The 13,207-nt window shown below is 68.6% G+C and carries 13 protein-coding genes and 1 tRNA gene; 7 read left to right on the top strand and 7 right to left on the bottom strand.

The window, feature by feature from the left end; translation table 11 throughout:
* The first annotated feature begins 2 nt into the window (after nucleotides 1-2).
* The 5 genes from U1872_RS19730 (at nucleotide 3) to U1872_RS19710 (ending at nucleotide 4,203) form a co-directional block, all read left to right on the top strand.
* On the top strand, nucleotides 3-959 hold the full coding sequence (locus tag U1872_RS19730) for an alpha/beta hydrolase (RefSeq protein WP_332794631.1): 957 nt from the start codon (nucleotides 3-5) through the stop codon (nucleotides 957-959).
* A gap of 171 nt (nucleotides 960-1,130) precedes the next feature.
* The gene (locus tag U1872_RS19725) at nucleotides 1,131-1,610 is read left to right on the top strand and encodes an RNA pyrophosphohydrolase (protein ID WP_332794630.1); all 480 of its coding nucleotides are present in this window, start codon (nucleotides 1,131-1,133) and stop codon (nucleotides 1,608-1,610) included.
* Nucleotides 1,611-1,660: 50 nt separating this feature from the next.
* Nucleotides 1,661-2,869, top strand: coding sequence for a hydrolase (locus U1872_RS19720; RefSeq protein WP_332794629.1), 1,209 nt, complete (start codon nucleotides 1,661-1,663; stop codon nucleotides 2,867-2,869).
* Nucleotides 2,866-3,882, top strand: coding sequence for an arginine N-succinyltransferase (locus tag U1872_RS19715; protein ID WP_332794628.1), 1,017 nt, complete (start codon nucleotides 2,866-2,868; stop codon nucleotides 3,880-3,882). Before U1872_RS19720 ends, U1872_RS19715 begins: the two co-directional genes overlap by 4 nt.
* Nucleotides 3,883-3,984: 102 nt before the next feature.
* Entirely contained in the window at nucleotides 3,985-4,203 is a 219-nt protein-coding gene (locus U1872_RS19710) for a hypothetical protein (RefSeq protein WP_332794627.1), read from the top strand.
* Nucleotides 4,204-4,305: 102 nt separating this feature from the next.
* Here the strand turns inward: U1872_RS19710 and U1872_RS19705 are convergent.
* Nucleotides 4,306-4,382: transfer RNA gene (locus U1872_RS19705), tRNA-Arg, on the bottom strand.
* Between the two features lie 83 nt (nucleotides 4,383-4,465).
* Between U1872_RS19705 and U1872_RS19700 the strand changes: the two genes are divergently transcribed.
* The gene (locus U1872_RS19700) at nucleotides 4,466-4,987 is read left to right on the top strand and encodes a hypothetical protein (RefSeq protein WP_332794626.1); all 522 of its coding nucleotides are present in this window, start codon (nucleotides 4,466-4,468) and stop codon (nucleotides 4,985-4,987) included.
* Here the strand turns inward: U1872_RS19700 and U1872_RS19695 are convergent.
* Genes U1872_RS19695 through hemB form a run of 4 tightly spaced genes read right to left on the bottom strand, consistent with a single transcriptional unit; the run spans nucleotide 4,984 to nucleotide 9,237 of the window.
* Entirely contained in the window at nucleotides 4,984-7,179 is a 2,196-nt protein-coding gene (locus U1872_RS19695; RefSeq protein WP_332794625.1) for a fused MFS/spermidine synthase, read from the bottom strand. The genes U1872_RS19700 and U1872_RS19695 overlap by 4 nt on opposite strands.
* Nucleotides 7,176-7,706: a GNAT family N-acetyltransferase gene (locus U1872_RS19690; protein ID WP_332794624.1), complete on the bottom strand. Its 531-nt coding sequence runs from the start codon at nucleotides 7,704-7,706 to the stop codon at nucleotides 7,176-7,178. Before U1872_RS19690 ends, U1872_RS19695 begins: the two co-directional genes overlap by 4 nt.
* Nucleotides 7,703-8,248 carry a GNAT family N-acetyltransferase gene (locus U1872_RS19685; protein ID WP_332794623.1) on the bottom strand — a complete coding sequence of 182 codons (546 nt, stop codon included), beginning with the start codon at nucleotides 8,246-8,248 and terminating at the stop codon, nucleotides 7,703-7,705. Before U1872_RS19685 ends, U1872_RS19690 begins: the two co-directional genes overlap by 4 nt.
* Nucleotides 8,245-9,237 carry a porphobilinogen synthase gene (gene hemB, locus U1872_RS19680; RefSeq protein WP_332794622.1) on the bottom strand — a complete coding sequence of 331 codons (993 nt, stop codon included), beginning with the start codon at nucleotides 9,235-9,237 and terminating at the stop codon, nucleotides 8,245-8,247. Before hemB ends, U1872_RS19685 begins: the two co-directional genes overlap by 4 nt.
* Before the next feature lie 118 nt (nucleotides 9,238-9,355).
* On the opposite strand from hemB, the gene U1872_RS19675 reads away from it, so the two are divergent.
* Entirely contained in the window at nucleotides 9,356-10,171 is an 816-nt protein-coding gene (locus tag U1872_RS19675) for an SIMPL domain-containing protein (RefSeq protein ID WP_332794621.1), read from the top strand.
* Here U1872_RS19675 and U1872_RS19670 read toward each other — a convergent pair.
* Complete coding sequence (locus U1872_RS19670) at nucleotides 10,168-11,658, bottom strand: MATE family efflux transporter (RefSeq protein ID WP_332794620.1); 1,491 nt, start codon at nucleotides 11,656-11,658, stop codon at nucleotides 10,168-10,170. The two genes, U1872_RS19675 and U1872_RS19670, sit on opposite strands and share 4 nt — an antisense overlap.
* A gap of 157 nt (nucleotides 11,659-11,815) precedes the next feature.
* The coding region (locus U1872_RS19665) for a class I tRNA ligase family protein (RefSeq protein WP_443025420.1) at nucleotides 11,816-13,207 on the bottom strand (1,392 nt) is incomplete at its 5' end.

Here is a 13,207-nt window from a genome sequence, read left to right as displayed (position 1 = left end):
AGATGGAGAGATGCGTGACCGATCCGTACGTGCGCCCCGATGTCGCGGGCTTCCTCGCGTTTCTCAACAGCGTCCCTGGCCCCAAGATGCACCAGCTCGAGCCTCCCGCAGCGCGCGCGACCTATGCCGCGATGAAGGACATTGCCGATCCGCCGATCGGCGCGCTGGCGACGATCACCGACCTCAATATCCCTGGTCCCGCCGGCGACGTTCCCGCGCGGCTGTTCGACACCGCCGCGACGCGCGACGCTGGGCCGTTGGTGCTGTTCTTCCACGGCGGCGGCTTCGTGATCGGCGATCTCGACACGCATGCGAGCTTCTGCGCCGAGGTGTCGCGCACGCTCGACCTGCCGGTGCTCGCGGTCGATTATCGCCTGGCCCCCGAAAGCCCCTGGCCCGCCGCGCCCGACGATTGCGAGGCCGCGGCACGCTGGGCGGCGGCGAGCCCTGCCGCGCTCTGCCGCACCGTTACCAGCCTGATCGTCTGCGGCGACAGCGCGGGCGGCAACCTCGCGATCGTCACCGCGATGGCGCTGCGCGATGCGCCCGCCGCGGTGCCGGTGATCGCGCAACTGCCTTTCTATCCCGCGACCGACACGACGCGCGACTATCCGTCCTACACGCAGTTCGCCGACGGCTATCTGCTGACGCGCGACAGCATGGAGTGGTTCAACGCCGCCTATCAGGCCGAGGCCGAGCATATCCGCACCTCGCCGCTGAAGGGCGATCTTGCGGGCATGCCGCCCGCGGTGGTGGTGACGGCGAGCCTCGACCCGATCCGCGACCAGGGGCGCGCTTATGCTGCGGCGCTGGCGGAGGCGGGCGTGGCGGTGACCTTCCGCGAGGCGGTCGGCAACATCCACGGCTTCATCACGCTGCGCAAGGCGATCCCGTCGGCGGCGGACGACGTGGCGGGCGCCCTAGCCGCCGCAAAAACGCTGATCGCCGAAGCCTCTTAATCCTCCCCCGGGAACCGGGGGAGGGGGACCGCCAGCCTCCTTCAGGCTGGTGGTGGAGGGGGCCGCCACAAGCGTCTCCCCCGCGGATATTCCCCCTCCACCATTCGCTAATGCTCATGGTCCCCCTCCCCCGCTGCGCGAGGGAGGATTTTTTCCAACGAAAGCTCTCCAATGACCGACCCCACCACCCTGCCCTATCGCCCCTGCGCCGGGATCATGCTGCTCAACGCCGAGGGCCTCGTCTTTGTCGGCCAGCGGATCGATGCCGAGGTCGAGGCGTGGCAGATGCCGCAGGGCGGGATCGACGACGGCGAAGACCCCGAGGCCACCGCGATCCGCGAGCTCGGCGAGGAAACAGGCATTGCGCCCGAGCATGTCGCGCTGATCGCCGCCGCCCCCGACGAACTGTTCTACGATCTGCCCGAGGAGCTCGTCGGCAAGGTGTGGAAAGGCAAATGGCGCGGCCAGCGGCAGCGCTGGTTCCTGTATCGCTTCCTGGGGCAGGATAGCGACATCGACATCGCCACCGCGCATCCCGAGTTCAAATCGTGGCAGTGGGTACGCCCGGAGACGCTCCCCAACGTGATCGTCGCGTTCAAGAAGGAGTTGTACGAGCAGGTCCTCGCCGCCTTCTCGCCCCACTTGCGCTGAGCACGGGCCGGGGGCTGGAGCAGGGTGCGCAGACCGGCTACACCGCTTCGATGGCGGGGATGACAGAGATAGAACGCGCGGCGGTCGCGCACGTGGCCGCAGCGCCGATGCTGCAGCAGGTCGAGGCCTGGTCGGCGATCAACAGCGGAACGCGCAATCTTGCCGGGCTCGCAAAGGTGGCCGACTTGCTGGCCGAGGCGTTTGCAGTGCTGCCCGGCGAGATCGCGCTGGTGGCGGGCGACACCGCGCAGAACGTCGCCGCCGACGGCAGCGTGACGACGCTCGATCATGGCCGGCACCTCCATCTGGTGGTGCGCCCGCAGGCGCCGGTGCAGATCCTGCTGACCGGACACATGGACACCGTCTATCCGGTCGAACATCCCTTCCAGACGCTGACCGCGCGCGCCGACGGGACGATCAACGGCCCCGGCGTCGCCGACATGAAAAGCGGGCTCGCGGTGATGCTCGCAGCCCTGCGCGCGGTCGAGGCGAGCCCGCTCGCCGCGCGGATCGGCTATGAGGTGATCATCAACTCCGACGAGGAAACCGGCTCCTTCTCCTCCTCGCGCCTGATCGCGGAGGCGGCGCGCGGCAAGATCGCGGCGCTGACCTACGAACCCGCGCTGCCCGACGGCACGCTGGCGGGAGCACGCGGCGGGACGGGCAACTTCTCGATCATCGTCACCGGCAAGAGCGCGCATGCCGGGCGCAACCCCGACGAAGGCCGCAACGCGATCGTCGCGGCGTCGGACCTCGCGGTGCGGCTGTTCGCGGTCCGCTCGCCGTCGCTCGCGGTCAATCCGGCGCGGATCGAGGGGGGCGGGCCGAACAATGTCGTTCCCGACCACGCCGTGCTGCGGATCAACTTCCGCCCTGCCGATCACGCCGAGATCGCGCGCGCGCAAGCCGCGATCGACCGCATCGTCGCCGAAGTCGCCGCGGCGCACGACGTGACAATCGCCGTCCATGGCAGCTTCAACCGCCCGCCCAAGCCGATCGACCCCGGCGCCGCCAAGCTGTTCGCGCTGGTCAAGGCGTGCGGCGCCGACCTCGGCCTCGACATCGCCTGGCGTGCGACCGGCGGGGTGTGCGACGGCAACACGATCGCGGCGTGCGGCGTCCCCGTGGTCGACACGATGGGCGCGCGCGGCGGCGCGATCCATTCCACCGACGAATTTCTGATCGTCGATTCGTTGCCCGAGCGCGCCGCGCTCTCGGCGCTGACGATCCTGCGCCTTGCCGAAAAGGGTACCCTGTGACTCATGTGATCCGCGCCGCGCGCGACAGCGACCTCCAGCCGCTCTACGAAATGGCCAAGCTGACCGGCGGTGGCTTCACCAACCTCCCGCCCGATCGCGCCGCGTTGAAGGCCAAGCTCGAACGCAGCGCGCGCGCCTTCGCGCGGACCGACGACGCCAAGGCCGATGACCTGTTCGTGCTGGTGCTCGAAAACACCGCGACGGGCGAGGTGCGCGGCACCTGCCAGATCTTCACGCATGTCGGGCAGAGCTATCCCTTCTACAGCTACCGCCTCGGCACGCTGACGCAGCACAGCAAGGAGCTCGGCCGCACCTTTCGCGCCGACATGCTCGGGCTGACCACCGATCTCGAGGGCTGCAGCGAAGTCGGCGGACTGTTCCTCCATCCGGGCGAGCGCGCCGGCGGGCTCGGCATGTTGCTCGCGCGCAGCCGCTATCTGTTCATCGCGCAGCACCGCGCGCGCTTCGCCGACCGCGTGCTCGCCGAGCTGCGCGGGATCATCGACGAGGCCGGCGGCTCGCCTTTCTGGGACGGGCTGGCGGGGCGCTTCTTCGGGATGAATTTCCAGGACGCCGACCAGTTCAATGCGGTGCGTGGCCACCAGTTCATCGCCGACCTGTTCCCCAAGCACCCGATCTACATCGCGATGCTGCCCGAGAGCGCCCGCGCGGTGATCGGCCTGCCCCACCCCTCGGGCCGCGCCGCGATGCGGATGCTCGAGAATGAGGGCTTCGCCTACGAAAACTATGTCGATATTTTTGACGGTGGCCCGACGATGCTCGCCAAGACCGACCAGGTCCGCACGATCCGCGATGTGAAGGCGGCGCGGATCGTCGCAATCGACGGCGACGGGGGCGAACCGGCGCTCGTCGCGCATGGCCGACTCGCCGATTTTCGCTGTGCGTACGGCGATGTGCGGACGCTGACCGGCGGGATCGTGCTCGGGCGCACCGTGGCGTCGGCGCTGGACGTCGCGGAGGATGCGATCGTCTACCATGTCGCGCGAAGCTGATCGCACCGACCTACTGTCGGGTTAATTGACACTTAACCATCGCTGTTAAGCAAGAACCGACGCAAAACCGCGATTGGCCCGGCTTTTGCTAAGTATGGCTGCATGTGGACAAAATTCTCGCGGCTGTTCGTCATCAAGAACAAGTTCGAAGCCTTCGCGGTGATCTACGCGCTGGCGCTCGGCGCGGTCGAGCGCGGGGTGCACTACCTCAGCCAGTATCCGGGCTATGGCGGCTGGCTGCTGTTCGCGGTGTGCCCGCTCGCGGTGTTCATGGCCGGCGTCCGCATTCTCGATTCGGTCGAACGCAGCGCGGTGGAGTGACGCCGCTTCCACGCGGATCGGCCCAGCCGCCACTCGACACCAGACGCAAAAAAGCCGGGTCATTTCTGACCCGGCTTTCGCCCGCAACCTGCGGAAATAGGTTGGTGCACCCAGAGCGATTCGAACGCCCGACCCTCAGATTCGTAGTCTGATGCTCTATCCAGCTGAGCTATGGGTGCAGTGGAGTGGCGCTGTTAGCGGCGTCTTTCGGGGGACGCAAGTGCGTTGCGTCACCTTTCTTACCGGCATAGAGCATTTATCGATGAAACGATCGATTTTGCCCGCCCGCCCCGCGCTGTCCGCGCTGCTGCTCACCGGCGCGCTGGCGGGATGTGCCGCGCAGACCGCGACGCGCTTCCCGTCGCTGCTGCCGCGCGCGATCGAGACGCGCAGCGATGCCGAGCCCGAAGTCGCGATCGCCATCGCCGAGCCCGAGCCGTCGACCGATGCCACGGTCGCCGAGCTGCACGCCACACTCGCCAAGACCAGCACCGCCTTTGCCGGCGCGGCGACGACCGCCGAGCGGCTGGCGAGCGCAGCACGCGGCGCGGCGGCAGGCAGCGAGCGCTGGATCGCCGCGCAGACCGCGCTGGCCGAGCTCGACGGCTACCGCGCGACGACCTCGGCCACGCTTTCCGAAATCGACACGCTCGCACTGACGCGAGCCGCCGACGCGAAACCCGACTATCCGGCGATCACCGCGCTCCACGCGACGGCGCAAGCCGCGTTCGACGCCCAGACCGCGACGATCGGGGCGATCGCGGCGCAGTTGCCGAGCGGCTAACGCACGCCTTTGAGCAGCGGCAGGATCGTCGAATAATCGTCGCTCCACGGCGCAAAACCGGGTCGCTCGGCGAGCGGCTGCCACGCACGATCGGCGCGGGCGAGCACGGCGAGCGTCGCGCGATCATGCGATAGCGCGATCCACTGCGACTTCGTCGAGGCTGGCGGGTCGTTCGGTCCGGGACGATGGAACAGCTGTACCGCGCGCCAGCCCCCCGCCCGCGCGGCCGCCGCGACGACGGGCTCGAGATCGAGAAAGCGGTTCGAGATGTGGACGAGCAGCACACCGCGCGACCCGAGCACTCGGCCATAGGTGGCGAACGCCTCGCGCGTCATCAGGTGCATCGGCACCGAATCCGACGAAAAGGCATCGAGCGCGAGCAGATCGAGCGAGGCCGACGGCGCGCGTGCCAGGTTAAGACGGGCATCGCCCAGCACAATTTGCGCATCCGGGCTGCACCGCGACAGGAAGCTGAAGCGGGTGCGCGCGATCCGCACGATCGCGGGATCGATCTCGAAGAAGCGCCACGTCTGGCCGGGCTGGGCATAGCAAGCCAGCGTCCCCGCGCCCAGCCCGACCACGCCGATCCGCGCCTTTGGTCCATAGAGCCCGGGCACCGCGCGCAGCGCCTGTCCGACGCCCGACCCAGGGACGTAATAGGTCGTCGGCGTCCGCTCGCGCGCCGGCGATCCGAGCAGCTGCGTGCCGTGCACCGTCGTGCCGTGCGCGAGCTGCCGCTCAGTGCTGTTGCCGCGGACGGTGTAAATGCCGAAGTAACTGCGCGTGCGCGCGTCGGGCTCGAGCGAGATCAGCACCGCGCGATACCCGCCGAACGCGACGAGCGCCCCAAGCACGGCCAGACCGAACGCCAGGCGGTTGCCGATCGCAAGCAGACCGATCGCGACGATCGCCAGCAACGCGGTCTGCTGCAGCGTACCCGAGGCTTCGATCGCGATCGCCACCAGGAACACGACCAGGATCGCCACCCCGCCCAGCAGGATCCGCCGCCGACGCGCGCCGCCGTCCCACAGCTTCCGCAACGCGCCGACGAGGAAGTCGTGCGGCATCAACACTGCCGCGGCGAGCAGCAGCAGCGGATATTCGTAGGTCCAGTCGAACAGCAAGGGCGCCAGCAGCGCCGCGAACACGCCGCCCAGCGCGCCACCCACCGCCATTGCAAGATAGAAGCCGGTCAGCCGGTCGGGGTCGGGGCGCAGCCGATACAGCCCGGTGTGCAGCGCCACCGCGATCAGGAACAACAAGGCGAGCGCCATGATCGCGCCAAGGAACGGCATCCCCGCCATCCCGCTGACGAGCAACCCGCCGAACAGCAGCAGCGCGACCGGCGCGATCCGCGTCTGCAGATCGGCCGTGCTGCGCTGGGTCGCGAACGCGATCGTGAAGCTCAACAGATACAGGCCAAGCGGCAGCACCCACAGCAACGGCATCGCGACGATGTCGGTTGTGATCAGCGTCGAGGTCGCCAGCATCAGCCCCGAGGGGATCGCCGCGAGCACCACCCAGTGCAGCACGCGGCGCCGGCTCGGCGCGGGCGACTGCGCAACGGTCGCGGTGGTCAGCGGCCCCGTGCGCGGTAGCGTCGCTGCACAGAGCGCGACGAGCAGACCGACGACAATGTAGCCGCTGCTCCACAGCAGGCGCTGGCGGTAGAGCGCCATCATCGGCTCGACCAGCAACGGATAGGCGATCAGCCCGGCGAAGCTGCCGAAATTGGACGCGGCGTAGAGCGCATAGGGATTGTCGCCGTGCCGCGTCAGGCTGAACCAGCGCTGCAGCAACGGCGCCTGCGCCGCGATCGCCAGGAAGAGCGGGCCGATCGACGTCACCAGCAACCACGGCACCCACATGGCGGGCTGCGCGGTTGGGCTCGGCTGGACGCTCGACAGCCCGATCGGCAGCCACAGCGCGGCGGCGAGCAACACCCCGAGATGCGTCATCGCCTGCGCGCGCGGGCTCAGCCGCCCCAGCCAGTGCGCATAGGCATAGCCGCCGAGCAGCAGCGCCTGATAGACCAGCATCGCCGAGTTCCACACCGCCGGCGCGCCGCCGAGCCGCGGCAGCGCCATGCGCGCGACCATCGGCTGGACGAGGAACAGCAGGAACGAGCCGCCGAGGATCGTCACGACGAACAGCAGCCGGGCAAAGCGCGCGGGTGCTCGGAGAGTCGTCATGCGGTCGGCCGATCGATACGATAGAGGATGTGGCGCCGCAGCGGATCGTCCACGGCAAGATCGGGACGGTCGAAATCGCCGCCCACGATGCGCGTCATGCCGAGCCGCTCCATCAGCCCCCAGCTGCGCGTGTTGGCGGGGACGGTGATCGCAGTGACACGCGGAATGTCGAGGTTCGCCCAGCCCCAGGCGAGGCTCGCCTCGGCCGCCTCGCGCGCATAGCCCTGCCCCCACGCGTCGCGCGCGAGCCGCCACGCAATCTCGGTTTCGCCCTCAAGAAAGCTGTCGCCCGGCTTGATCCCGCAAAATCCGATGAACGCACCGTCATCGCGCCGCTCGACCGCCCAGAAGCAGAATCCGTGCTCAGCCTGGCACGCGACCATTCGGTCATACCCCTCGCGCGCGGCCGCCATGCTCAGCGATGGCTTGAGATAGCGCATCACCTCGCGGTCCTGCCCCATCGCATGGAACGGCGCGATGTCGCTCTCGCGCCAGCCGCGCAGGATCAGACGTGGCGTCTCGATCATGCCGCCGGCCGGTCGATCACATAGACCACGCTATCGCGCAGCCGGTGCCCCTCGGCAAAGGCGGGATGCTGATAATCGAGCGCGGGCGCGGCGTGCATCCCGATCCGCTCCATCAGCCGCTGGCTCTTGGTGTTGACCCGCGCGGTGATCGCGACGACCGTGTCCGCGTCAAGATTGGCCCACGCCCAGGCGAGGCTGGCGGACGCCGCCTCGCGCGCATAGCCCTGCCCCCAATAGGGCCCGCCGAACATCCAGCCGATCTCGAGCCGTCCGACGAGCGGCGTTCCGGGATTGCAGCGCTTCAGCCCGCAGAAGCCGACCGCCACTCCATCATCACGGCGCTCGACCATCCAGAAGCCGAGCCGCTCGCCGCGATAGCCGTCATGCCGCGCGATCGCAGCATCGGCGGCCGCCGCGTCCATCACCGGCGCGAGATCGGCCATCACCCGCGGATCGCCGAACCAGCCATGCAAAGTGGCGCGGTCGCCGGGGCCCGGCACCCGCAACCGCAGGCGCTCGGTCTCGACGATCGCCGCAATCACGCGTTGAGCAACCGCGCGGCATGCGCCGCATGATAGGTCAGCACGCCCGAGCAACCCGCCCGCTTGAACGCCATCAGCGTTTCCAGCACCATCGGGTCGCGCTCGGCGGCGCCCGCGGCGACGGCGGCCTCGATCATCGCATATTCGCCGCTCACCTGGTATGCGAACACCGGCACCTCGAACGCCGATTTCACCCGCGCGACGATGTCGAGATAGGGCAGCCCGGGCTTGACCATCACGCTGTCGGCGCCCTCGGCGAGATCGAGTGCGACCTCGCGCAGCGCTTCCTCGGCATTGGCCGAGTCCATCTGGTAGGTCTTCTTGTCGCCCTTCAACAGTCCGCGGCTGCCGACTGCATCGCGGAACGGGCCATAGAAGGCGCTGGCGTACTTGGCCGCATAGGACATGATCTGGACGTTGTGGTGCGCATCAGCCTCGAGCGCCTCGCGGATCGCGCCGATGCGGCCGTCCATCATGTCCGACGGTGCGATGATATCCGACCCAGCCGCCGCCTGGTTGAGCGCCTGCGCGACCAGCGCCTCCGACGTGGCATCGTTGAGCACATAGCCCGCCGCGTCGAGTAGCCCGTCATGGCCGTGGCTGGTGTAGGGATCGAGCGCGACATCGGTCAGCACGCCGATCTCGGGCACCGCGTCCTTGAGCGCGCGCACCGCGCGGCACATCAGATTGTCCGGGTTGAGCGCTTCCTCGCCCGTCTCGCTGCGCAGATGCCCCGGCGTGTTGGGGAACAAGGCGATGCAGGGAATGCCAAGATCGCGCGCTTCACGCCCGCGCGCGACGATCCCGTCGACCGACCAGCGCGACACGCCCGGCAGCGAGGCGATCGGCTCCTCGACGCCGGTCCCTTCGGCGATGAACAGCGGCCAGATCAGGTCGGCAGGGGTGAGCACGGTCTCGGCATAGAGCCGCCGGCTCCAGGCGGAGGCACGAGTACGGCGAAGGCGAAGTGCTGGATATTGCGCGGTCATGTGCATCGTTCTGGAACGTCGCGCGGGCGGGTGCAAGCGGTCTTGCGCGCCTCGCGGATCACTGCAATGATGATGTTACAACATAACAGACATTGGGAGAGACGGCGTGTCCAGGCTATTGGCGTTCGGTCTCGTCGCCTTCTTCCCCATGGCGGTGCAAGCTCAGGCGATGCCGGATCTGGCCCGGCCCAACACGATCCTGGTCACCGCTTCCGGCAAGATCGAAACCGCGCCCGACCTGGCAACGCTGGACCTCACCCTGCGCGGCGAAGGCAAGACACCCGACGCGGCCACGGCCGCCGCCCGACAGCGCGCGGTGTTCGATGGCCTGCGCGGTCTCGACCGCCACCTCGACATCCGCACCGGAACGATCGCCATGCGCGAAGTGCGCGGCGGGAATTGCGCGGATCACGGCACGGATGACACCGGGTTGGTATCCATGGCGGAGACCCTCGACACTGCCGCCGAGACCCTCGACCAGATGGCAAGTGGCAGCGGCGGCGCCGGCGGCACGGGCAAGGGTCCGTGCCGCGTGACCGGGCATGTCGCGAGTACACAGACGAGTGTACGGCTCGCGGCAGTGCTGCAGGCCGGAACCGCAGTCGGCCTCGCCAGGCGGCTCGGCGCCAGCAGCGCAAGGGTCGACGGTTTTGGTCTGCGGGACGATAGCGCGCCGGCGCGACGCGCGCTCGCCGATGCAATGGCCGATGCCCGCGCCCAGGCCGCCGCACTGGCCACGGCGAGCGGGTTGCGGCTTGGGCCGGTCGTCTCGATCGTGCGCGCGGATCCCAACGGGCGCGTATTATTCGATGTCCAAGACGCGCCCAACATGGCGATGCCAGCGATTGCACAGGCTCCCGTCGTGCTCGACATCGCTCCGACCCCGGTCGAAACGCGCGTGCAACTCGTCGTGAGCTTCGCGCTTCTGCCCTAGCCCGACGGGTGCAGCCGCCCCGCCGGCTCGGCCGAACTCGGTACCTGTTCCTGCGCGCGCTCGGCGGGCACGACGAACCGCTGGTTGCGCCACCCGCCATAGCGATAATAGCACAGCGCCATCACGAAATTGGCACACGAGCCGAGCGGGAAGCTCCACCACAGCGCATCCGCGCCCATCGTTGGCTGGAACAGCAAGGCAAAGCCGATCCGCACCGGATACATTGCGACGAACAGCATGATCAGCGGCGCCCAGACCGCGCCGTTGGCGCGCACGGTGGAGAACAGGACCATCGTCATGCCGAAGATGATGAAGTTCCAGCTCGCCAGCACTTGGATATGCCGCGCGATCGCGATCGCCGGGCTCTCGCTGCCGAGGAACAACCCCATCACCGGCCGGTCGAACGCGATGATCGCGACCACCATCGTCGAGGTCAGCACCGCGCTGAAGATCAGCCCGGCGCGCGTGATGCGATCGACCCGATCCCAGAAGCCCGCGCCGATATTCTGCGCCGCCATACTGCTCACCGCCGCGCCGACCGCGAGCGCGGGCATCTGGATATAGGCCCAGAGTTGCAACGACACGGCATAGGCCGCGGTCGTCTCGATCCCGTAGCGGTTGACGAGGCCGGTCATCGTCAGCGCGGCGACCGACATGACGAGCATCTGCGCGCCCATCGGCAGGCCCTTGGCGAGGATCGTCCGCGTCAGTGCGAGGCTCGGGATCAGGTAGCTCAGCTCCTGCCCGCGCAGCCTGATCGGCAGGTCGCGCAGATAGACGTACGCCAACAGCCCGAGCGCCGCGACATGCGCCGAGATCAACGTCGCGGTCGCCGAGCCGGCGATGCCCATCGCGGGCATGCCGAACCAGCCGCGAATGAATACGGGGTTCAACCCGCTGTCGAGCAGCACGCTCAGCAGCGTGAACCACAAGGGCGTGATCGAATCGCCGATCCCGCGCAGCGCCATGCTGAGCAGCACGAGCAGCATCGACGCGGGCAGCCCGAGAAAGATCACGCGCAGATAGGCGAGCGCGAGCGGCATCGCGGTCGGCGGCGTCGCCAGCACGCGCAGAATATCGGGCGAGAAGACCCAGCCGAGCGCCGCGACGACCACCGCGCCCGCCATCACCAGACCAATCGACGCGCCGAACGCGCGGCGCGCCACCTCGATATCGCGCCGGCCCATGCTCTGGCCGATCAGGATGGTCGAGGCCATGCCGAAGCCGAACACGAGCGCGAACATGAGGAACATGATCGTGTTGGCATTGGCGGTCGCCGCGACCGCGCCCTCGCCGAGGAAGCGCCCGACCCAGATCGTGTTGATCGAGCCGTTGAGCGACTGGAGGATGTTCGAGCCCAGCGTGGGGAGCGCGAAGGCGAGCAACGTCATCGCGATCGGGCCGGTCGTCAGGTCGCGCTGTTTAGCTCCCCTCCCGCTTGCGGGAGGGGTTGGAGGAGGGGCTGTAATGTCCAGAACGTCGCTCACAGGCCCTCCCCTAGCCCCGCCCGCAGGCGGGAGGGGAATATGTTCAAACTAGCCGCGCCACGACCAACCGTCGCCCCGGCGCAGGCCGGGGCCGCTGGCGGTGATGCGCACCGGGTGCCCATAGCCCAGCGGCCCCGGCCTGCGCCGGGGCGACGGTTCAGCCCAAACGCTGCAACGCCGCCGTCAACCGCTCGGCCTCGGCGGACTTCTCGGCGTGATCGGCCCGCGCCTTCTCAACCGCCTCGGGCTTCGCGCGTTCCACGAAGCTCGCATTGCCCAGCCGTCCGGCAAGCGCATCGCGCTCCTTGGCGGCCGCGGCGATCGCCTTGGTGAGGCGGTCACGCTCGGCGCCGAGATCGATCACGCCCTCGAGCGGCAGCACGAAGGTCGCGCCATCGACGACGACCTGCAGCGCGCCGCCACCGGGCGCATCCTGCACCACGCTCGCCCGTGCCAACCGCGCGATCGCCGGCGCCTGCCGCTCGAGCCGCGCGAGCGTCTCCGCATCGGCATCGCGGACGTGCATCTGCATCCGCGTACCCGGCGCGATGTTGACCTCGGTCCGCGCCGCGCGGATTTCCGACACCAATCGGATCAGCCAGTCGATCTCCTTGCTCGCCGCGGGATCGAGCGAGCGCGCATCCGCCATCGGCCATTTGGCGACGATCAGGTCGGTCTCGCGCGGGCCCATCGCGTGCCACAGTTCCTCGGTGATGAACGGCATGAACGGGTGGAGCAGCACGAGGATCTGGTCGATCACCCAGCCCGCGACCAACTTGCTCTCGGGATCGATGCTGCCCTTCTCGTCGCCGTCGAACACCGGCTTGATCAGCTCGAGATACCAGTCGCAGAAGCGGCTCCACACGAACTGATAGACCGCATTCGCCGCACCATCGAAGCGCAGGTCGGCAAGCGCGAGGTCGACCGCCTGGACGCATGCGATCGTCTCGGCGATGATCCACTTGTTGACCGCGAGCTCGGCCGAGGGCGCCTCGAGCGTGGTGCTCGCGACGATGCCGTTCGATTGCGCGAAGCGGCACGCATTCCACAGCTTGGTCGCGAAGTTGCGATAGCCCTCGACGCGCTTCTCATCCATCTTGATGTCGCGGCCCTGGCTCTCCATCGCCGCCATGAAGAAGCGCAGTGCGTCGGCGCCGTACTGGTCGATCAGCCCGAGCGGGTTGACGACATTGCCCTTCGACTTCGACATCTTCGCACCATCGGCGGCGCGGACGAGGCCGTGGAGGTAGAGCTTCTTGAACGGCACATCGCCCATGAAGTGGATGCCCTGCATCATCATGCGGGCATCCCAGAAGAATAGGATGTCGAAGCCCGAGATGAGCACGTCGTTCGGATAGCGGCCACCCAAAGTCTCCCTCTCCCCTTCAGGGGAGAGGGTCGGGGAGAGGGGCTGTCCTGGAACATCGAGCGGAACGCTGGCTGCAGCGTGGGGGGGGGCGCGGGCCCCACCCCCCCCCCCCCCGCGGGGGGGGCCGGGGTTGGGGCCCGCCCCCCCCCGCCCCCCCCCCCCCCACCCCGCGCCCCACAA

The organism is Parasphingomonas frigoris, assembly GCF_036663815.1.
In the GTDB taxonomy this organism is placed as follows: Bacteria; Pseudomonadota; Alphaproteobacteria; order Sphingomonadales; family Sphingomonadaceae; genus Sphingomonas.
Note: the sequence above shows the minus strand (reverse complement) of the source record. Positions and strands in the feature narration are given on the sequence as shown.

Coding starts and splice junctions, on each gene's coding strand:
- U1872_RS19730 (WP_332794631.1), top strand. CDS start 3: ATGGAGAGATGCGTGACCGATCCGTACGTGCGCCCCGATGTCGCGGGC.
- U1872_RS19725 (WP_332794630.1), top strand. CDS start 1,131: ATGACCGACCCCACCACCCTGCCCTATCGCCCCTGCGCCGGGATCATG.
- U1872_RS19720 (WP_332794629.1), top strand. CDS start 1,661: ATGGCGGGGATGACAGAGATAGAACGCGCGGCGGTCGCGCACGTGGCC.
- U1872_RS19710 (WP_332794627.1), top strand. CDS start 3,985: ATGTGGACAAAATTCTCGCGGCTGTTCGTCATCAAGAACAAGTTCGAA.
- U1872_RS19700 (WP_332794626.1), top strand. CDS start 4,466: ATGAAACGATCGATTTTGCCCGCCCGCCCCGCGCTGTCCGCGCTGCTG.
- U1872_RS19695 (WP_332794625.1), bottom strand. CDS start 7,179: ATGACGACTCTCCGAGCACCCGCGCGCTTTGCCCGGCTGCTGTTCGTC.
- U1872_RS19690 (WP_332794624.1), bottom strand. CDS start 7,706: ATGATCGAGACGCCACGTCTGATCCTGCGCGGCTGGCGCGAGAGCGAC.
- hemB (WP_332794622.1), bottom strand. CDS start 9,237: ATGACCGCGCAATATCCAGCACTTCGCCTTCGCCGTACTCGTGCCTCC.